Source organism: Bradyrhizobium sp. USDA 3311 (assembly GCF_054062495.1).
The window spans coordinates 3,973,258-3,992,741 of the sequence record NZ_JBSSFI010000001.1; the positions used below are offsets into that span (position 1 = coordinate 3,973,258).

The following is a 19,484-nucleotide window of genomic DNA, read 5'->3' on the forward strand; positions in this document are numbered from 1 at the left end:
CAGATGTCGCTCAACATCCGCCGCGTGCGTCCTGGCGAAGCCGGGCTGGTTCTTGCCTTCATCCGTGAGCTCGCCGAATACGAAAAGCTCTCGCACGAGGTCGAGGCGACCGAGGCTGACATCGCGGACGCGCTGTTCGGCGAGCGACCGCGGCTCTATTGTGCGATCGCCGAGTGGAACGGCGAGGCGGTCGGCTTTGCGGTCTGGTTCGCCAATTTCTCCACCTTCAGCGGCCGTCACGGCATCTATCTCGAGGATCTGTATGTGCGGCCGTCGCATCGGGGCAAAGGCCTCGGCAAGGCGCTGCTGGTCTATCTCGCAAAGGAATGCGTCGAGAACGGCTGGTCGCGTCTGCAATGGGCGGTGCTCGACTGGAACGCGCCGTCGATCGCGTTCTACAAGTCGCTCGGTGCCGTCATGATGGACGACTGGACGCTGTGCCGCGTCACCGGTCCTGCGCTGACGCGGCTTGCGGGGAGCTCTGTCTGATGGAGATCGTCTTCGTCGTGGCGGTCGCGGAGAATGGCGTCATCGGCGCAGGTAACGCGATTCCATGGCGGCAGAAATCCGACATGGCGCGCTTCAAGGCGCTCACGATCGGCAAGCCCGTGATCATGGGCCGCAAGACCTTCGAATCCCTGCCCCGGCCGCTTCCGGGCCGCACCAACATCGTGATCACGCGCGATCCGGCTTATCGCGCCGCCGGTGCCGTCGTCACGACATCAGGCGTGGATGCGGAGGCGATTGCGCGCGGCGATGCCCTGCGGCGTTCGGTCACTGAGATCGCGGTGATCGGCGGCGCCGAGATCTATCGGCAATGGTTCAGTCGTGCCGATCGGCTCGAAATCACCGAAGTGCATGCGCGCCCCGACGGCGACACGCATTTCGGCATCGACAAGGCAGAATGGGAGGAGACGGCGCGCATCCGTCATCCTGCCGGACCGAACGACAGCGCCGATTACTCCTATGTGACATATCGTCGGCGGCCGCGCCATTAACCGCATTCGCCAATGTTAACATTGACTTTTCTGCCCCCGGGCTTAGCTGCAAAGACAGCCCGGGCTGCGTTGTAAGGGACCTGCCTGTCCCCTATAAAGCCGGACCGGACAAAGCGGGCAGGGGCAATTCCACCCTGCCGAGGAGAGCGTCGAATGCCGTGGAAGAATCAGGGCGGTGGCCCATGGGGCTCGGGTCCAAAGGGACCATGGGGCTCAGGCCCGCAACCGGTCGGGCCGAGGCCTCCGGATCTGGAAGACCTTCTGCGGCGCGGCCAGGACCGCCTTCAGCAGATCATGCCGGGTGGCTATTTCTCCGGCGTCGGCATCACGCTGATCATCCTGATCATCATCGCGTTCTGGCTGCTGTCGGGCTTCTTCCGCGTGCAGTCCGAGGAGCGCGGCGTCGTGCTGCGCTTCGGCAAGCATGTCCGCACCGTGGATCCGGGCCTGAACTATCATCTGCCCTATCCGATCGAGACAGTGCTGCTGCCCAAGGCGCTGCGCGTCAACACCATCTCCATCGGCATGACGCTGATCGACGATCCGGCGCGGCGCGGCCGCTCCATTCGCGACGTGCCCGAAGAGAGCCTGATGCTCACCGGTGACGAGAACATCGTCGACGTCGACTTCACCGTGCTATGGCGCATCAAGCCCGACACCGGCGGCGTCGGCGACTTCCTCTTCAACATCCAGAACCCCGAAGGCACTGTGAAGGCGGTCGCCGAGAGCGCGATGCGCGAGGTGATTGGCCGCTCGCAGATCCAGCCGATCCTCACCGGCGCGCGCAACGTCACCGAACAGGGCGTGCAGGAACTGATCCAGAAGACTCTGGACAGCTACGGCGCCGGCATTCAGATCAGCCAGGTGCAGATGCAGAAGGTCGATCCGCCGGCGCAGGTGATCGACGCCTTCCGCGACGTGCAGGCGGCGCGCGCCAATCTCGAGCAGCTGCAGAACGAAGCACAGACCTACGCCAACCAGGTGGTGCCGCAGGCGCGCGGACGTGCGGCGCAGATCATGCAGGCCGCCGAGGGCTACAAGGAGCAGGCGGTTGCCGAGGCCAAGGGCCAGAGCTCGCGCTTCCTGAAGGTTTACGAGGAATACAAGAAGGCGCCCGAAGTGACGCGTGAACGGATCTATCTGGAGACGATGGAGCGCGTGCTCGGCGGCGCGGACAAGCTCGTCTATGACGGCGGCCCCTCGGGCCAGGGCGTTGTGCCCTATCTGCCGCTGGGCGAATTGACGACGAAGCGGCCGCCCGCCGCCGGTCAGCAATCGAGCGGAGGCAGCCGATGAGGTCTCCGGTCACAGGTATCGTCACCCTCCTCGGGCTCCTGCTCGTCGTGATCGTCGGCTACATGTCGCTATTCACGGTGCAGCAGACCGAGCAGACCATCGTGCTTCAGTTCGGCAAGCCCGTCGACGTCGTCACCGATCCCGGTCTGCACTTCAAGGCGCCGTGGAATTCGGTGATCAACATCGACAAGCGGATCCTCGATCTGGAGAACCCGTCGCAGGAAGCGATCGCATCCGACCAGAAGCGGCTCGTGGTCGACGCCTTCGCGCGCTACCGCATCAAGGACGCGCTGCGCTTCTATCAGAGTGTCGGCTCGATCCAGGCTGCCAACATCCAGCTCACCACGCTCCTGAACGCGGCGCTGCGCCGCGTGCTCGGCGAGGTCACCTTCATCAACGTGGTGCGCGACGACCGCGAGAAGCTGATGCTGCGTATCCGCGACCAGCTCGATCGCGAGGCCGACGGTTACGGCATCCAGGTTGTCGACGTCCGGATTCGCCGCGCCGACCTGCCGGAGCAGAACAGCCAGGCGGTCTACCAGCGCATGAAGACGGAACGCGAGCGGGAAGCCGCCGAGTTCCGGGCGCAGGGCGGCCAGAAGGCGCAGGAGATCCGCTCCAAGGCCGACCGCGAAGCGACCGTGATCGAGGCGGAAGCCAGATCGCTGGCTGAGCAGACCCGCGGCGTCGGCGACGCCGAGCGCAACCGCCTGTTTGCGGAAGCCTACGGCAAGGATGCTGACTTCTTCGCCTTCTACCGGTCGATGACGGCCTATGAGAACGGGCTGAAGTCGAACGACACCCGCTTCCTGCTGCGGCCGGACTCGGATTTCTTCCGGTTCTTTGGTAACCCGTCCGGCAAGGCGGCGACCGCGACGCCGGCAAAGCCGTAAGCTAGACAAGGGCGGCGGCAGGTCTGGCCGCCCTTCGTCCAGACAAGAACAGCACCACGGGAGGTTCCAATCCGATGAGGTCCATTGCGTTCGCCGACTTCCTCATCGGCTTAGGCATCCTGTTCGTGCTGGAAGGCTTGATGTTCGCGGCGAGTCCGAACTGGATGCGCAAGGCCATGAAGAGCGCCATCGCCACGCCGGACAACGTCCTGCGGGCGGTCGGGATCGGTTCGGCCGTGGTCGGCCTGATCCTGATCTGGGTGATGCGGCGTCCGATTTAGGCCTCGCGCCAACGCCAAAGTGAAGGCAAGGGACCGGTTTTCGCCGTATTATCCGGGTCTTGAGGCCCGTGAAGCTCCGCGCTTGCGCCGTCCCCCCGTTCGAGCGCAGTCTTGACGCCGAATCCCTTTTTCTGGAGATCACAATGACCGCTGCCATCATTGCCCCGTCCCGCTTGCGCCATCGTGCGCGACTTGGCGTGAGAATTGGGCTGGCCGCGCTCGCCGTCAGTGCTTTCGGCGCGTTCGGCACGCCAGCTCAGGCGCGTGGACCGGAGGGCATCGCCGACGTCGCCGAGAAGGTGATCGACGCGGTCGTCAACATTTCGACCTCGCAGACCGTCGAAGCCAAGGGCGGCGGCAGCAACACCATGCCGCAACTGCCGCCCGGCTCGCCCTTCGAGGAGTTCTTCGACGACTTCTTCAAGAACCGCAGGGGTCCCGGCGGCCCCGGTGGCGGCAAGGGCGGCGACAACGGCCCGCCCCGCAAGACCAACTCGCTCGGCTCCGGCTTCATCATCGACACATCAGGCGTCGTCGTCACCAACAACCACGTCATTGCGGACGCCGACGAGATCAACGTCATCCTCAACGATGGCACCAAGATCAAGGCCGAGCTGGTCGGCGTCGACAAGAAGACCGACCTGGCCGTGTTGAAGTTCAAGCCGACGAAGCCGCTGGTCGCGGTGAAGTTCGGCGATTCCGACAAGCTGCGTCTCGGCGACTGGGTGGTCGCGATCGGCAACCCGTTCAGCTTGGGCGGCACGGTGACGGCCGGCATCGTCTCCGCCAAGAACCGCGACATCTCCTCGGGTCCCTATGACAGCTACATCCAGACCGACGCCGCCATCAACCGCGGCAATTCCGGCGGTCCGCTGTTCAATCTCGATGGCGACGTCATCGGCGTCAACACGCTGATCATCTCGCCATCCGGCGGCTCGATCGGCATCGGCTTCGCCGTGCCGTCGAAGACGGTCATGGGCGTCGTCGACCAGCTCCGCCAGTTCGGCGAATTGCGCCGCGGCTGGCTGGGGGTGCGCATCCAGAGCGTCACCGATGAGATTGCCGAGAGCCTCAACATCAAGCCGCCGCGCGGCGCGCTGGTTGCCGGCGTCGACGACAAGGGCCCGGCCAAGCCGGCCGGCATCGAGCCCGGCGACGTCGTCGTCAAGTTCGACGGCAAGGACGTCAAGGACCCGAAGGATCTCTCCCGCGTCGTCGCCGACACAGCGGTCGGCAAGGAGGTCGACGTCATCATCATCCGCAAGGGCCAGGAGGAGACCAAGAAGGTCACGCTCGGCCGCCTCCAGGATCCCGACAAGGTGCAGGCCGCGGTGAAGACCGACGAGCCCGCGCCGGAGAAGCCGGTGACCCAGAAGGCGCTCGGCCTCGATCTCGCCGTGCTGAACAAGGACCTGCGCACGCGCTACAAGATCAAGGACAGCGTCAAGGGCGTGGTCGTCACCAATGTCGACGCCAATTCCGACGCCGCCGAGAAGCGCCTGTCCGCCGGCGACGTCATCGTCGAGGTGGCACAGGAGGTCGTCTCCAGCGGCGCCGACATCCAGAAGCGGGTCGACCAGCTCAAGAAGGACGGCAAGAAGTCGGTGCTGCTGCTGGTCTCCAACGCCGACGGCGAGCTGCGGTTCGTGGCGCTGAGCGTGCAGTAAGGGGCGATACGCCCCGCACTCAACTGTCATGCCCCCCGCGAAGGCGGGGCATCCAGTACGCCGCGGCCTCTCGGTTCTAGCCGCACTGTCTCTGGAATACTGGATCGCCCGCCTTCGCGGGCGATGACAGCGGGGAGGAGGCTACCCCTCCACAAACTCCTCGCGCCGATACCCCTGAGCATAGAGCAGCGCGGTGAGATCGCCGTGGTCGATCTTTGCAGCAGCCGCAGCGGCCACCGCCGGCTTGGCATGATAGGCCACGCCCAGTCCCGCCGCCTGGATCATCGCCAGATCGTTGGCGCCGTCGCCGACCACGACCGAGTCGACGTCGTCGAGATCGAACGACTCCATCAAATCCACCAGCGTCGCGAGCTTGGCCGCGCGGCCCAGGATCGGCTCCTTGACCTCGCCGGTGAACTTGCCGTCGCGCACGATCAGCTCGTTGGCGCGGTTCTCCTGGAAACCGATCCTGGCGGCGACCGCGCTCGTGAACAGGGTGAAGCCGCCGGAGACGAGGCAGGTATAGGCGCCGTGCGCCCGCATGGTCGCGACCAGTGTGCGGCCGCCCGGCGTCAGCGTGATGCGCTTTTCCAGCACCTCGTCGACGACACTGGCGGGAAGGTCCTTCAGAAGCGCAACGCGCTCGCGCAGCGCCGGCTCGAACTCGATCTCGCCGCGCATCGCGCGTTCGGTGATGGCGGCGACATGGGCCTTCATCCCGACGAGATCTGCGAGCTCGTCGATGCATTCCTGGCCGATCATGGTGGAATCCATGTCGGCCAGAAAAAGCTTCTTGCGCCGGACGCCGGCTGGCTGCACGACGATGTCGATCGGCAGGTCGCCGCGAAGCTCGCGCAACCGCTGTTCGATGGCGTGACGGTCGCCTTCGAGGTTACTGTCGGCGCCGAAGGGAATATCGACCGCAACCCCGTCGAACAGCCAGTGCGCCGGCGCCGCCTGAGGCAGCACGGCGCGGGCGCCGTGGACGATGGTAGAGTCGAGCGCGGGACTATCGGGATTGCAGATCAGCGTGGCGACCAGGGACATTTGAGGTTTTCGTGAGCGAGGGGCAAGTCGGCAGAAGGCCTATTGGCAAGGCCGTGCTTATCGCAGGCCCGACCGCCAGCGGCAAGTCGGCGCTGGCGCTCGAGCTGGCGCTCGCCGCCGGCGGCGTCGTCATTAATGCCGATTCCATGCAGGTCTACCGCGACCTGCGCATCATCACGGCGCGCCCCACACGGGCAGACGAGGCGCTCGTGCCGCATCACCTCTACGGCCATGTCGATGCCGCCGTGAATTTCTCGGCCGGCGCCTGGGTGAACGATGCAGCCAAGGCGCTCGAAGGGGCGCGAGCCGAAGGCCGCCTGCCGATCTTCATCGGCGGCACCGGGCTCTATTTCAAGGCGCTGACCGCGGGCCTGTCGGTGGTGCCGCCGATCCCTGCCGAGGTGCGCGAAGACGTGCGCGCGCGGCTGGAGCGGAACGGCGTCGAGGCGCTGCATGCGGAACTCGCGGCCCGCGATCCGCGTGCGGCCGAGCGGTTGAACCTGCGTGACCGCACGCGGATCGCGCGCGCGCTCGAAGTGATCGAGGCGACCGGGCGCTCGCTGCTGGACTGGCATCAGGAGGGCCAGCCGCCGCTGTTGCCCAGGGACAGTTTTCACGCGGTATTTCTCGCCCCCGGGCGCGACGAGCTCTATGCCCGCATCGATGCCCGCTTCGACGCCATGCTCGGCGCCGGCGCCTTGAGGGAGGTCGAGCGCCTCGCCGCCCGGCAGCTCGATCCGCTGCTGCCGGCGATGAAGGCCCATGGCGTGCCGGCCCTGATCCGGCATTTGCGCGGTGAACTCAGCCTGGACGAGGCGGCCACGATCGGCCGCGCCGACACCCGCCATTACGCCAAACGGCAATTCACCTGGTTCCGGCACCAATTGCCGGAGTTCGAATGGGTGAAGCCGGAGGAGGCGAGGGGCTGGCTCGCGGCGATCGTGAATGCGGCGCAGGACGAGGGTTGAGGCCTCCTATGCGCTGTCATTCCGGGGCTCGCAAAGCGAGAACCCGGAATCTCGGGATTCCGGGTCTGGTCCTGCGGACCATCCCGGAATGACGGCGTAGGCGACGTGCTTTTGCGCCGGGTTCCCCGAATTTACCTCTCGCCGAACCCCGGGAACACCGCTACACTGCCAAAATCGCGCGGGGACGGCCGCATCGCCTTGACATCCGGGCTTTGGCCGCTATGTTTCGCGCAACCTTTGGGAAGCCGGGCGCCTGCCATGCGTAACATTATTACCAAACTCCTTATCGCCGTCGTACCCAGGCACACCGCCGGGGATGGCTAGCTGCCATCCACATGACAGGCGGTGTGCATGGGCCCTCTTCGGGGCCTTTTTTATTTCCCGAACCCGACACGAATGAAGCCGCTGGCAACAGCGCATCCGGAGCAAGCCAATGAGCGACAAGAGCCACGATCCGAACCAGATGACCGGCGCCGCGATGATCGTTCGCGCGCTCATCGATCACGGCGTGACCGACATCTTCGGCTATCCCGGCGGCGCGGTGCTTCCGATCTATGACGAGATCTTCCAGCAGAGCGAGGTCCAGCACATCCTGGTCCGCCACGAGCAGGGCGCGGGCCACGCCGCCGAGGGCTATGCGCGCTCGACCGGCAAGCCAGGCGTTGCGCTGGTGACCTCCGGTCCCGGCGCCACCAACATGGTGACGCCGCTGACCGACGCGCTGATGGACTCGATTCCGCTGGTCTGCATCTCCGGCCAGGTGCCGACGCATCTGATCGGCAACGATGCGTTCCAGGAATGCGACACGGTCGGCATCACGCGTCCCTGCACCAAGCACAACTGGCTGGTGCGCGACGTCAACGACCTTGCAAAGGTCCTGCACGAGGCGTTCTACGTTGCGACCACGGGCCGTCCGGGCCCGGTGCTGGTCGACGTGCCCAAGGACGTGCAGTTCGCGACCGGCACCTATCATCCGCCGCGCAAGTCCGACGTTCACCGCTCCTACGCGCCGCGCGTGAAGGGCGATGCGACGCAGATCCGCAAGGCCGTCTCGCTGCTCGCGAACGCCAAGCGTCCCGTGATCTACAGCGGCGGCGGCGTGATCAATTCCGGCCCGGAGGCGACCAAGCTGCTGCGCGAGCTGGTCGAGGTCACCGGCTTTCCGATCACCTCGACGCTGATGGGCCTCGGCGCGTATCCGGCGTCGGGCAAGAACTGGCTTGGCATGCTCGGCATGCACGGCACCTATGAGGCCAACATGACGATGCATGATTGCGACGTCATGCTGTGCGTCGGCGCGCGCTTCGACGACCGCATCACCGGCCGTGTCGACGCGTTCTCGCCGGGCTCGAAGAAGATCCACATCGACATCGACCCGTCCTCGATCAACAAGAACATCCGTGTCGACGTGCCGATCATCGGCGATTGCGGCAACATCCTCGGCGACATCCTCCAGGTGTTCAAGGCGGAGGCGAAGAAGCCGGACGTCAAGGCGTGGTGGCAGCAGATCGCGCAGTGGCGCGCCCGCAACTCGCTCTATTACAAGAAGAGCAACGACATCATCCTGCCGCAGCACGCGATCCAGAGCCTGTTCGAGGCGACGCGCGGCCGGGATACCTACATCACGACCGAGGTCGGCCAGCACCAGATGTGGGCGGCGCAGTTCTACGGCTTCGAGGAGCCGCATCGCTGGATGACGTCGGGCGGGCTCGGCACCATGGGCTACGGCCTGCCTGCCGCGGTCGGCGTGCAGGTGGCGCACCCGGACAGCCTCGTCATCGACATCGCAGGCGATGCCTCGGTGCAGATGACGATCCAGGAGATGTCGACGGCGGTCCAGTACGAGCTGCCGATCAAGATCTTCATCCTGAACAACCAGTACATGGGCATGGTGCGGCAGTGGCAGCAGCTGCTGCACGGCAACCGCCTGTCGCATTCCTACTCGGAGGCGCTGCCGGATTTCGTCAAGCTCGCGGAAGCCTATGGCGGCGTCGGCATCCAGGTGCACAAGCCTTCAGATCTCGACGGCGCCATCCAGGAGATGATCTCGGTCAAGCGCCCGGTGCTGTTCGACTGCCGCGTCGCTGCGCTGGAAAACTGCTTCCCGATGATCCCCTCCGGCAAGGCGCACAACGAGATGCTGTTGCCGGAGCAGGCGAACGACGAGGCGACGGCCAAGGCGTTCGCGGGCGGCAAGGCGCTGGTGTGACGTCATGTTCGACCTGAAGGAGCTCGAGCGCGCACTCGACATTGTGGGGCAGGCGGTGCCGGCTACGCCGGCGCACGCCTGGCCGCTGCTCGCCCAGCGTCTCGGCACCGAGGTCGTCGTCAAGCACGAGAACCACACGCCGATCGGGGCCTTCAAGGTGCGCGGCGGCCTCGTTTATCTCGATCGGCTCAAGCGTGAGCGGCCGAATACCCCGGGCATCATCTCGGCGACGCGCGGCAATCACGGCCAGAGCCTGGCGTTCGCGGCGAGCCGCCACGGCGTGCCTGCGGTGATCTATGTGCCGCGCGGCAACTCGGTCGAGAAGAACCGGGCGATGAAGGCCTTTGGCGCCGAACTCGTCGAGCATGGCGAGGATTTTCAAGCGGCCGCCGAGGAGGCGCAACGGCGCGCCCAATTTACCGGCCTGCACATGGTGCCGTCGTTCCATCCGGATCTCGTGCGCGGCGTCGCCACCTATGCGCTCGAACTGTTCCGGACGGCGCCAGATCTCGATGTTCTCTATGTGCCGATCGGGCAGGGCTCTGGAATCTCCGGCTGCATCATGGCACGCGACCTCCTGGACCTGAAGACCGAGATCGTCGGCGTGCAGTCGACCGAAGCGCCGTCCTATGCGCTGTCGTTCGCGGCCGGCAAGATCGTGACGACGAAGACCAGCAACACGCTGGCCGACGGCATGGCAACGCGCATTCCCGACGCAGACGCGTTCGCGCTGATCCGGAAGGGCGCCTCGCGCATCGTGCAGGTGACCGACGACGAGGTCGCCGCCGCGATCCGCGCCTACTGGAGTGATACGCACAATCTCGCCGAAGGCGCCGGTGCCGCCGCGCTCGCCGCGGCGCTTCAGGAGAAGACAAAACTGTCAGGCAAGCGCGTCGGTCTCGTGCTGTCCGGCGGCAATATCGATTTCGACCTGTTCAAGCGATGGGTGATGGCGGATGCGCCGCCCCAGAGAGTGGTCGCGTGATGACCCCAGCACTTGCCAAGAGCTCCGCTGTCATCGTCCGGCTTGACCGGACGATCCAGTACGCCGCGGCCGTCGTGGGAATCTCGGCGCCGGTGGTTACTGGATGCCCCGCCTTCGCGGGGCATGACATGGAAGAATAGAGGGGACGACAATGAACCAGCCCGCATCGGCCTATTTCATCGAGGATCGCCACGATCCCAACGAGACGCATACGCTTTCGGTGCTCGTGCAGAACGAGCCCGGCGTGCTCGCGCGCGTCATCGGCCTGTTCTCCGGGCGCGGCTACAACATAGAGAGCCTCACGGTCTCGGAGACCGAGGCGCAGAAGCATCTATCGCGCATCACCATCGTCACCACGGGCACGCCGATGGTGATCGAGCAGATCAAGCACCAGCTCGACCGCATGATCCCGGTCTACCGCGTTGTCGACATGACCCAGACCAAGCGCTCGATCGAGCGCGAGCTGGCGATGGTGAAGGTGCGCGGGCAGGGCGAGCACAGGGTCGAGGCGCTGCGCCTGGCGGATGCGTTCCGCGCCCGCGTGATCGACGCCACCACCGAGAGCTTTGTGTTCGAGATCACAGGCAATACGGACAAGATCAATCAATATATCGACCTGATGCGCCCGCTCGGCCTTGTCGAGGTGTCGCGCACGGGCGTTGCCGCGATCGGCCGCGGGCCTGAAGGGATGTGAACCATGCTGGCGCGCGACTGGTACTACAACGAGCGGAACCGGATGGGCATCGAGCCCGCGGTGGCGTCGATCTACGACAGCCACGACGATGCCGATCTGCGGGCGCGCGCCGCCCTGAAAATGCTCGGTGTCCAGCGCGGCTGGCGCATCGCCGACATCGGCTGCGGCAACGGCGTGCTCGCCACCGAAGCTGCGCTGATGGGCGCCGAGGTCGATGCCATCGACATCTCGCCGGCGATGCTGGCGCTCGCCGAGATCTATGCCCGGGACCGCAAGGCGCCCGTGCGCACGCAGTCGGCCGGCCTGCTCAGCTTCGCCTACCGGCCGGAATCCTACGATCTGATCGTCAGCGAGTTCACGCTGCATCATCTGCCGGATTTCTGGAAGGTGGTGGCGATGTCGCGGATCTTCCGCGCGCTGAAGCCGGGGGCGAGCTTCTATCTGCGCGACATCGTCTATGCCTCGATGCCCGACGCGGTCGAGCGCGACGTCGAGCAGTGGGCAGAATTCCAGATCAAGAACCACGATTTCTCGCGCGAGGGCGTGGTCACGCATATGCGCGACGAATATTCCACCTTCGGCTGGGTGATGGAGCGGATGCTGTCCGATGTCGGCTTCACGCTGGTCTCGGCCGACTATCACGCGCCGATGCACGGCACTTATCTGCTGCGGAAACCCAATCCTTCCACGTAAAGGCCGGCGAGCAAGGCTAGACCAGAACAAGAAACAGGGCTGCACGACAGGGCAGAACCGGAAACAACAATGAAGCCGGCCGACATCCTCATCGCCCTCCTGGTGGCGATCATCTGGGGGCTTGCCTTCGTGGCGAGCCGGATCGCGCTCGACGAGTTTTCGCCGGAGCTGATGACGGCGATGCGCTTCATTATTGCTGCGGTGCCGTGCCTGTTCATTCCCAAGCCGAAGGTCGCATGGTCGCTGCTGATCGCGATCAGCTTCACGCTGTTTCTCGGCCAGTTCCTGAGCCAGGCCTATGGCATCGCCCATGGCGTGCCGGTGGGGCTGACCAGTGTCGTCGTGCAGAGCCAGGCGCTGTTCACGATCGGCTTCGCCGCGATCGCCTTCGGCGAGCGGCCGACACAAGTGCAGACGCTCGGCATCGTCATTGCCGCAGCGGGCCTGCTGATGATCTGCGGCACCGTCGGCTACGATTTCAGCGTTGCCGCCTTTGCGGTGCTGATGATCTCGCCGATCAGCTTTGCCATCGGCAATCTGCTGCTGCGCGGCGCTCGTGGCGTGCCGATGTTCGATCTCTTCGCCTGGCTGTGCGTCGCCTCGGCCGTGCCGCTGTTCGTGCTAGCGCTGATCGCCAACGGGCCGGCGTCGACCTGGACGTCGCTGATGCACATGTCCCTGACATCGGCGCTCTGCATGCTGATGCTCGGCGGCATTTCCACCAGCATCGCCTATTGGCTGTGGGGCCGCCTCTTGCGCGACTATCCCGCGGCCCAGGTGGTGCCATTCGCGCTGCTGGTGCCGTTCGTCGGCTCCGCCGCCTCCAGCATCGTATTCGGCGAACGGTTCGGCCCGCTGCGCCTCGCCGGCATGCTGACCGTGATCGGCGGTATCGCCGTGATGGTGCTGGCGAGGCGTCCGCAAATCCTGCCGAAGACGGCGTGAGGTGAATATGGCCTACTCGCTCTTCTATGCCTTCCTCGCCTTCATGGTGGTGATGTACTTCACCCCCGGGCCGAATAACATCATGCTGCTGGCGTCGGGCCTGACCTATGGCTTCCGCCGCACCATCCCGCACATCGTCGGCATCGTCATCGGCTTTGCCTTCATGGTCGCCACCGTCGGCGTCGGGCTCGGCACCGTGTTCCTGGCCTATCCGATCCTCCAGACCATTCTGAAATATGCCGGGGCGGTCTACCTGATCTATCTTGCCGCCGTGATCGCCATGTCCGGCCCGACCAAGCCGGGCGAGGAAGATGGCCGCGGCCCGATGACCTTCTGGGGCGCGGCCATGTTCCAATGGATCAACGCCAAGGGCTGGGTGATCGTGATCGGCACCATCACCGCCTATGCGGCGATTGCCCGGTTTCCCATCAACATCGTGATCCAGACCCTGATCAGCCTGCTCGTCGGCACGGTCTCGACCGTGGTCTGGGCGCTGTTCGGCACTGCATTGCGGCCGATCCTGACCTCCGAGCGGCTGGTCCGCGCCTTCAATATCCTGATGGCGATCCTGCTGCTGGCCTCCCTCTACCCCGTTTTCATGGATGCATGATGTCGCGGATTTCCATGCAGAAACGGGTTTCCCTCAGGGCTGAAAATGCTCTAGACAGCCCCCGAAATCCGCAAATTTCACCCTTCGGACACTGACCATCGGCCGATTTCGGCCCTGAACGAGGAAACGACCTATGCGTGTTTATTACGATCGCGACGCCGACCTGAACCTGATCAAGGGCAAGAAGGTCGCCATCGTCGGCTACGGCAGCCAGGGCCACGCCCATGCGCTCAACCTGAAGGATTCCGGCGTCAAGGAAGTCGCCATTGCGCTGCGCAAGGACTCGAGCTCGGTTAAGAAGGCGGAAGCTGCCGGCTTCAAGGTGATGGATGTCGCCGAAGCCGCCAAATGGGCCGACCTCGTTATGATGCTGACCCCGGACGAACTCCAGGGCGATATCTATCGCGAGCACCTGCACGACAACATGAAGAAGGGCGCCGCCCTCGTGTTCGCCCACGGCCTCAACGTCCACTTCAACCTGCTCGACCCGCGCGCCGACCTCGACGTGCTGATGATCGCGCCGAAGGGCCCCGGCCACACTGTGCGCTCGGAGTATCAGCGCGGCGGCGGCGTGCCCTGCCTGATTGCGATCGCCAAGGATGTCTCGGGCAACGCCCACGACCTCGGCCTGTCCTACGCCTCTGCGGTCGGCGGTGGCCGCGCCGGCATCATCGAGACCACCTTCAAGGAAGAGTGCGAGACCGACCTGTTCGGCGAGCAGGTCGTGCTCTGCGGCGGCTTGGTCGAGCTGATCAAGGGCGGCTACGAGACCCTGGTCGAAGCCGGCTACGCCCCGGAGATGGCCTATTTCGAGTGCCTGCACGAAGTGAAGCTGATCGTCGACCTGATCTATGAAGGCGGCATCGCCAACATGAACTACTCGATCTCCAACACCGCCGAGTATGGCGAGTACGTCACGGGTCCGCGCATCGTCACTGCCGAGACCAAGGCCGAGATGAAGCGCGTTCTCGCCGACATCCAGGGCGGCAAGTTCGCCCGCGACTGGATGCTCGAGAACAAGGTCAACCAGACCTCGTTCAAGGCGACCCGCGCCAAGCTCGCCGCGCATCCGATCGAGGAAGTCGGCGCGAAACTCCGCGACATGATGCCCTGGATCAAGAAGGGCGCGCTGGTCGACAAGAGCAAGAACTAAGCACCGTCATTCCGGGGGCGTGACGAAGTCGCGCCCCCCGGAACTCGATCCATATTCACCAGCTTCCGGGGTCTGCATGGAGCAGTCCCGGTCTGAAGCGGCCAGGCGATGTCCGCCTCGCACCGGTGTGATCTCGCTGATCGTGCGCGCCGCTCCCCCCGCGCGGCGCGAAGCTCCGGCCGAAACCGACCTCGGTTTTGCAGCAGCATGGATGTTTTTCAGCGCTCCCCAAGTATTAGGGCACCGTTGCTGACCTGATTTCCGTACGACTACGGGATCGAATTGCGATAGGCAGATCAACCAAATCTTAGCGCGGCCGAGCGAGGGTGAGCCATTGCTCGTATTGCAGATGGACAATGCTGAACGCTTGGCGAAGGCTGGCCGGATCGCCGGGATCGTCCGTCACGATCCTGGGCTTGCTGTTTTCGCTCGTTGTCGTCGCCCTGTTTCTCGTTGATCTGGGCATCCGTTATCGAGAAGCGGTCGCATCAGCGAAAACCGACGCGCTCAATCTCTCGGCCATTCTTGCCGAGCATGCCGCGGTGACGTTCGAAGACATCGATCGAGTGCTGCTCGAGGCGCAGGCGATCCGCAAGGGCGCCTTGTCCGGAATATACGCCGATCCCGGTGCGGCCAATGCCGCGTTGCGTCAACTGGTCAAGAGCTCGTCGATTCTCGTCGCGGTCGGCTGGACCGATGCGTCCGGCGCGGTCGTTGCGCATTCCTACGAGCACGCGCCGCCGCGCAGCAACATCTCCGACATGTCGCACTTCATCGCGCAGCGCGATGGCGCCGGCACCGGATTGTTCGTTGCGCCACCCTATCGTTCGGCCGGCGGCGACAAGTGGTTCAGCGCGGCGTCGCGCCGGTTGAACAACCCGGACGGGAGCTTTGCGGGCATCGTCACTGCACCGCTCGATCAATCTTTTCTCCTCAAGATCTACCGCAAGATAGATCTGGGGCAGGACGGCTCGGTCGTCCTGCTCCATCGCGTCGGGCGGATCCTGGCGCGCGTTCCGGAACAGAGCAACGTTTTGGGCATGTCGGTTGCGGGCGGCCCGCTCTTCACCCAGTATCTGCCGGTCTCCGAGTCGGGCTCATACGAGCTCACCAGCCCCGTCGACGGCGTCACGCGCATCGCAGGGTACAAGGCCGTGTCCGGCCTGCCGCTGGTTCTGGTGGTGACTTACTCGCGTAGTTACGTATTGCAGCCGCTGTACCGGCATCTCTACACCTTCGGCCCGCTGGCTGCCGCGATCGTCACCATTATTCTGATCGGCACATTCCTGCTGCGGCGGCAAACGAATGCGCTTGCGGCTGCGAGTGCCCGGTTCGATGCTGCGTTGAGCAACATGCCGCATGGGCTCAGCATGTTTGACGCCGACGAGAGGCTATTGGTCGCCAACAGCCGTTACCGCGAGATGTATGATCTCACGGAGTCGCAGGTCGAACCTGGAACGCCGCTCAGCAGCATCGTCGGCCACTACAAGGCAACGGGAGCCGAACTGGACGCGGAGGAATTCCTCGAGGGCGCAAAGCACCGGGCGCCGCGGATACTCACGCTTGCCGATGGCCGGATCATCTCGATCCTGCGAACGCCCATGGCCGATGGCGGCTGGGTCGCGACTCATCAGGACATCACCGAGAGGCGGCGAGACGAGATCCTGCTGGCCGAAAATGCCGCCGAGCTGAAGCTCATCAACACGCGGTTCGATGTCGCGATCAACAACATGAATCAGGGCCTGTGCCTGTTTGACGCCGATAAGAACCTGGTCGTCTCCAATAACCGTTACCAGCAGATGTACGATCTGCCGGACGAACTGGTACAGCCAGGCACGCCGCTGCAGCGGATATTGCAGCACTATGCGGATCGCGGTGAAACCAGCTCGCTTTCGGTCGACCAGCATGTCCAGATCATGCCGACCCAGCGACAGCAGGACTACGCGTTGAAAGACCACCGCCAGATCCTGATCCAGCGCAAGCCGCTGCCGGACGGCGGCTGGGTTGCGACGCACGAAGACGTCACCGAGCAGAAGCGCGGCGAGCAGATGCTGGCCCAGAAGGCAGCGGAGCTGGAGGCGATCAATATGCGCTTCGATGCTGCCCTCAACAACCTGTCCCAGGGGCTCTGCATGTTCGATGCTGACCAGAGGATCGTGGTCTCGAACGCGCGCTATGCCGAAATTTATCATCTGAGCGGCGATCAGATCGGGCCAGGCACTTCGCTGGCGCAGATTCTCGAATATCGGCGCGAAAAAGGGACGTATTTTGCCGACGTCGCGCCGGACGTCTATCTCAGCCAGAACGTGAAGCAGCTGAGCGAGATCCGGGAACTTGCCGACGGCAGGGTGGTCGCGATCGCGCGCCACATGATGCAGGATGGCGGCTGGCTCACGACCCACGAGGATATTACCGATCGGGCGAGAAACGAGAAGCGTATCGCCTATCTGGCGCAGCACGATCTGCTCACGGGTCTTGCGAACCGCGCCGTGTTCTCCGAAAAGCTCGACGATGCTGCAAAGCGGTCGCAGCGTCATGGCACGACGTTCAGCGTGCTGATGCTGGATCTCGACAGGTTCAAGGCCGTCAACGATACGCTCGGTCACGCCGCGGGCGACCAGTTGCTGGTCGAGGTTGCGCGGCGGCTGAGTTCGTCGTTGCGGGATACCGATGTGCTGGCGCGGCTCGGCGGTGACGAATTCGCGATCATCCAGGAGAACGAAAAAAATCAGAGCGAGGGCGCGATTGCTCTCGCTCTGAGGATCATCGGCCTGATCGAGCAACCCGTCGATCTTGACGGCCATCGCGTCAGCGTCGGCGCCAGCGTCGGCATCGCCTTCGCGCCGGAGCACGGCGCCGACGCCGAGACGTTGCTGCAGAAGGCGGATGTCGCGCTCTACGCGACGAAGTCTGCCGGCCGAAACGATTTCCGCATCTTCCAGCCCGAAATGACGGAAGCTGCGGACACACAGAAGTCGATGGAAGGCGAACTGCGGGAAGCGATGGCCCGCAACGAGTTCGAGCTGCACTACCTGCCGGTGATCGACGCCAGAACGCGCGCGATGACGGGCCTGGAATGTTTCGTGCGCTGGCATCACCCTTCGAAGGGTGTGCTGGCGCCTTTCCTGTTCCTCGGTGTCGCCGAGCAGGCCGGACTGATGGTGCCGCTCGGTGAATGGATATTGCGACAGGCCTGCCTGGACGCGGCTGCCTGGCCAGCGCACATCAGGGTCGCCGTCAACATGAGCGCCGCCCAGTTCCACAGGAGCAACGTGCTCGACGTCGTCCTGTGCGCGCTGGTCGAGTCGGGATTGTCGCCCGAGCGGCTCGAACTCGAAATACCGGACGCTGCGCTCCTGGACGGGAATCTTGCGGCCCACCTGCTGACGGTCCGGCAACTGAAAAACCTCGGTGTCGGCGTCGTCCTCGATAATTGCGGTGTAGGCTATTCCGCGGCGAGCTACCTCCAGAGCTTCCCATTCGACAAGTTCAAGATCGACCGCGCGATCGTGAAGGACTGCACGACGCGAAGGGATTGCGCCGCGGTCATTGCCTCCGCGGTCGCATTGGCGCGCGGTCTCGGTGTCGCCACGGTCGCCAAGGGCGTCGAGACCCCTTCGCAATTCGAGGCTCTTCAAGCAGCGGGTGTGGACTTCGTCGAGGGATACCTATTCGGGCGACCCGTGCCGAACTCTGAAATCAGTTTCGATTTGCCGTTGCCGGCACAAAACGTCGCGTGATCTCATGACCTCCGTCGGAACGCAGGCAACTCAACCCCAGGGTCACGAGAGATGAATTTGGCGAACGGCCTGATCGATCAACTCGAGATCGCGCTGGCGAGCCCGGAACTGTCGAAGCGCGCCGAGCTTCTGCGTCAAGTCGCCGATCTCTTCGTGTTGGGCTCGGGCAAGTTCAGCGACGTGCAGATCGATCTGTTCGACGAGGTGATGAGCACGCTTCTCAGGAATATCGAATGCACCGCGCGGGCGACCTTCGGGGGCCGGCTTTCCAGATTGCCTGACGCGCCACTACGGACGATCCGCTTGCTGGCGTTTGACGATGCGCCCGAGGTGGCCGCGCCGGTGCTGGAGCACTCACCACGGCTCGACGAGGTGACGTTGGCGGAGAACGCGCGGACCAAGAGCCAGGATCACCTGCTGGCCATCGCCGGCCGCAGCCAGTTGACGGAACCCGTCACCGACGTCCTGGTCGAACGCGGCAACAGCGACGTCGCGGTGCGGACAGCCGGTAACGGTGGGGCCAGGTTCTCGGTCCAGGGAATGTCCCGGCTCACCGGCCGGGCCCGGTACCATGGCGCGCTCGCCATCTGCATCTGGGCTCGCCCCGATATCCCGCGCGCGAGCTTGCTGAAATTGTTCGTCCATGCGTCCGAGATGGTGAGGCGCAAGCTGGAGGCGGCCGATCCGCGCCAGGCGGCGCTGATCCGGAGTGCCATTGCGGAGAGCTCCGATGAGCTTCATACGATGGCCCGGGCAGGCTCGAGCGAACATGCCCGGGCGTTGGCCGAGGTGAGGTCGCTACATTCGGGTGGGCAACTCGACGAGGCACACGTGCTCGACTTCATCGGCGAGCGGAGCTTCGACAAGACCGCCGTCGCGCTGTCGCTCATGAGCGATCTGCCGATCGGAGCGATCGAGCGTGCGCTGGTCCGCTCCGAGCCCGAGCAGATTCTCATTCTTGCGAAGGCGATCGGTCTGTCCTGGGACACGACGAAGGCGATCTTGACGTTTCAGCCCGGTTCACCCCACGAGGCGAAAGAACGATTGGAGCAGTGCTTTGCAAGCTTCCTCCGGTTGAAGCCAAATACTGCGAAGGCCGCGCTCCAATTCTACCGGCTCCGCGAGCGGGCCGGCCAGGGTCCTGTCCACTAGCGGACGCGAACCCAAACCACATTCCTGGTCTCGCGCCGTTTTTCAGATTTTTTCAGAATTTCGCGATCGCCAAAAGCTCGGCGCCTTCAGAGACAAGGATTCGGCTCTTCATCCGCCTTTTCAAGGCGCAAACAATCTCATTTCCCGACGTTC

The 19,484-nt window shown here is 64.4% G+C and carries 17 protein-coding genes; 16 read left to right on the top strand and 1 reads right to left on the bottom strand.

The annotated features are described in order from the left end of the window. Positions 1–3 precede the first annotated feature (3 nt). The 6 genes from ACVWW6_RS18835 (at position 4) to ACVWW6_RS18860 (ending at position 5,135) form a co-directional block, all read left to right on the top strand. Positions 4–489 (top strand): GNAT family N-acetyltransferase, encoded by a 486-nt coding sequence (locus ACVWW6_RS18835; RefSeq protein ID WP_011089251.1) that lies wholly within the window; start codon positions 4–6, stop codon positions 487–489. Further along, the gene (locus tag ACVWW6_RS18840) at positions 489–998 is read left to right on the top strand and encodes a dihydrofolate reductase (RefSeq protein ID WP_456681221.1); all 510 of its coding nucleotides are present in this window, start codon (positions 489–491) and stop codon (positions 996–998) included. Before ACVWW6_RS18835 ends, ACVWW6_RS18840 begins: the two co-directional genes overlap by 1 nt. A gap of 153 nt (positions 999–1,151) precedes the next feature. Continuing rightward, on the top strand, positions 1,152–2,294 hold the full coding sequence (gene hflK, locus ACVWW6_RS18845) for an FtsH protease activity modulator HflK (RefSeq protein WP_011089249.1): 1,143 nt from the start codon (positions 1,152–1,154) through the stop codon (positions 2,292–2,294). Further along, positions 2,291–3,187, top strand: coding sequence for a protease modulator HflC (gene hflC / locus ACVWW6_RS18850; RefSeq protein WP_011089248.1), 897 nt, complete (start codon positions 2,291–2,293; stop codon positions 3,185–3,187). Before hflK ends, hflC begins: the two co-directional genes overlap by 4 nt. 74 nt (positions 3,188–3,261) lie before the next feature. Continuing rightward, positions 3,262–3,468, top strand: coding sequence for a DUF2065 domain-containing protein (locus ACVWW6_RS18855; RefSeq protein ID WP_011089247.1), 207 nt, complete (start codon positions 3,262–3,264; stop codon positions 3,466–3,468). Positions 3,469–3,611: 143 nt separating this feature from the next. Beyond that, positions 3,612–5,135, top strand: a complete 1,524-nt coding sequence (locus ACVWW6_RS18860) for a Do family serine endopeptidase (RefSeq protein ID WP_011089246.1) — start codon at positions 3,612–3,614, stop codon at positions 5,133–5,135. 141 nt (positions 5,136–5,276) lie between these two features. Here ACVWW6_RS18860 and serB read toward each other — a convergent pair whose 3' ends face one another. Further along, positions 5,277–6,182: a phosphoserine phosphatase SerB gene (gene serB, locus ACVWW6_RS18865; RefSeq protein WP_456681222.1), complete on the bottom strand. Its 906-nt coding sequence runs from the start codon at positions 6,180–6,182 to the stop codon at positions 5,277–5,279. 11 nt (positions 6,183–6,193) lie between these two features. Between serB and miaA the strand changes: the two genes are divergently transcribed. From miaA to ACVWW6_RS18915, 10 genes are all read left to right on the top strand, one after another. Continuing rightward, positions 6,194–7,150 carry a tRNA (adenosine(37)-N6)-dimethylallyltransferase MiaA gene (miaA, locus tag ACVWW6_RS18870; RefSeq protein ID WP_456681223.1) on the top strand — a complete coding sequence of 319 codons (957 nt, stop codon included), beginning with the start codon at positions 6,194–6,196 and terminating at the stop codon, positions 7,148–7,150. A gap of 433 nt (positions 7,151–7,583) precedes the next feature. Continuing rightward, entirely contained in the window at positions 7,584–9,359 is a 1,776-nt protein-coding gene (locus tag ACVWW6_RS18875) for an acetolactate synthase 3 large subunit (RefSeq protein WP_011089243.1), read from the top strand. A 4-nt stretch (positions 9,360–9,363) separates the two neighbouring features. Continuing rightward, positions 9,364–10,344, top strand: coding sequence for a threonine dehydratase (locus tag ACVWW6_RS18880; protein WP_456681224.1), 981 nt, complete (start codon positions 9,364–9,366; stop codon positions 10,342–10,344). Between the two features lie 151 nt (positions 10,345–10,495). Beyond that, positions 10,496–11,038: an acetolactate synthase small subunit gene (gene ilvN / locus ACVWW6_RS18885; protein WP_011089241.1), complete on the top strand. Its 543-nt coding sequence runs from the start codon at positions 10,496–10,498 to the stop codon at positions 11,036–11,038. Positions 11,039–11,041: 3 nt separating this feature from the next. Next, the gene (locus tag ACVWW6_RS18890) at positions 11,042–11,731 is read left to right on the top strand and encodes a class I SAM-dependent methyltransferase (protein ID WP_011089240.1); all 690 of its coding nucleotides are present in this window, start codon (positions 11,042–11,044) and stop codon (positions 11,729–11,731) included. Between the two features lie 69 nt (positions 11,732–11,800). After that, the gene (locus ACVWW6_RS18895; protein WP_028176171.1) at positions 11,801–12,676 is read left to right on the top strand and encodes an EamA family transporter; all 876 of its coding nucleotides are present in this window, start codon (positions 11,801–11,803) and stop codon (positions 12,674–12,676) included. A gap of 7 nt (positions 12,677–12,683) precedes the next feature. Continuing rightward, positions 12,684–13,286, top strand: coding sequence for a LysE family translocator (locus ACVWW6_RS18900; RefSeq protein WP_028176170.1), 603 nt, complete (start codon positions 12,684–12,686; stop codon positions 13,284–13,286). A 133-nt stretch (positions 13,287–13,419) separates the two neighbouring features. Then, the gene (gene ilvC / locus ACVWW6_RS18905) at positions 13,420–14,439 is read left to right on the top strand and encodes a ketol-acid reductoisomerase (protein WP_011089237.1); all 1,020 of its coding nucleotides are present in this window, start codon (positions 13,420–13,422) and stop codon (positions 14,437–14,439) included. Between the two features lie 356 nt (positions 14,440–14,795). Beyond that, positions 14,796–18,179, top strand: coding sequence for a bifunctional diguanylate cyclase/phosphodiesterase (locus tag ACVWW6_RS18910; protein WP_231166562.1), 3,384 nt, complete (start codon positions 14,796–14,798; stop codon positions 18,177–18,179). A 51-nt stretch (positions 18,180–18,230) separates the two neighbouring features. After that, positions 18,231–19,331, top strand: coding sequence for a DUF2336 domain-containing protein (locus ACVWW6_RS18915; protein WP_456681225.1), 1,101 nt, complete (start codon positions 18,231–18,233; stop codon positions 19,329–19,331). Positions 19,332–19,484: the final 153 nt, after the last annotated feature.

Coding starts and splice junctions, on each gene's coding strand:
- ACVWW6_RS18890 (WP_011089240.1), top strand. CDS start 11,042: ATGCTGGCGCGCGACTGGTACTACAACGAGCGGAACCGGATGGGCATC.
- ACVWW6_RS18855 (WP_011089247.1), top strand. CDS start 3,262: ATGAGGTCCATTGCGTTCGCCGACTTCCTCATCGGCTTAGGCATCCTG.
- ACVWW6_RS18860 (WP_011089246.1), top strand. CDS start 3,612: ATGACCGCTGCCATCATTGCCCCGTCCCGCTTGCGCCATCGTGCGCGA.
- hflK (WP_011089249.1), top strand. CDS start 1,152: ATGCCGTGGAAGAATCAGGGCGGTGGCCCATGGGGCTCGGGTCCAAAG.
- hflC (WP_011089248.1), top strand. CDS start 2,291: ATGAGGTCTCCGGTCACAGGTATCGTCACCCTCCTCGGGCTCCTGCTC.
- ilvN (WP_011089241.1), top strand. CDS start 10,496: ATGAACCAGCCCGCATCGGCCTATTTCATCGAGGATCGCCACGATCCC.
- ACVWW6_RS18900 (WP_028176170.1), top strand. CDS start 12,684: ATGGCCTACTCGCTCTTCTATGCCTTCCTCGCCTTCATGGTGGTGATG.
- ACVWW6_RS18840 (WP_456681221.1), top strand. CDS start 489: ATGGAGATCGTCTTCGTCGTGGCGGTCGCGGAGAATGGCGTCATCGGC.
- ACVWW6_RS18910 (WP_231166562.1), top strand. CDS start 14,796: ATGCTGAACGCTTGGCGAAGGCTGGCCGGATCGCCGGGATCGTCCGTC.
- ACVWW6_RS18915 (WP_456681225.1), top strand. CDS start 18,231: ATGAATTTGGCGAACGGCCTGATCGATCAACTCGAGATCGCGCTGGCG.
- ACVWW6_RS18895 (WP_028176171.1), top strand. CDS start 11,801: ATGAAGCCGGCCGACATCCTCATCGCCCTCCTGGTGGCGATCATCTGG.
- ilvC (WP_011089237.1), top strand. CDS start 13,420: ATGCGTGTTTATTACGATCGCGACGCCGACCTGAACCTGATCAAGGGC.
- ACVWW6_RS18835 (WP_011089251.1), top strand. CDS start 4: ATGTCGCTCAACATCCGCCGCGTGCGTCCTGGCGAAGCCGGGCTGGTT.
- ACVWW6_RS18880 (WP_456681224.1), top strand. CDS start 9,364: ATGTTCGACCTGAAGGAGCTCGAGCGCGCACTCGACATTGTGGGGCAG.
- serB (WP_456681222.1), bottom strand. CDS start 6,182: ATGTCCCTGGTCGCCACGCTGATCTGCAATCCCGATAGTCCCGCGCTC.
- ACVWW6_RS18875 (WP_011089243.1), top strand. CDS start 7,584: ATGAGCGACAAGAGCCACGATCCGAACCAGATGACCGGCGCCGCGATG.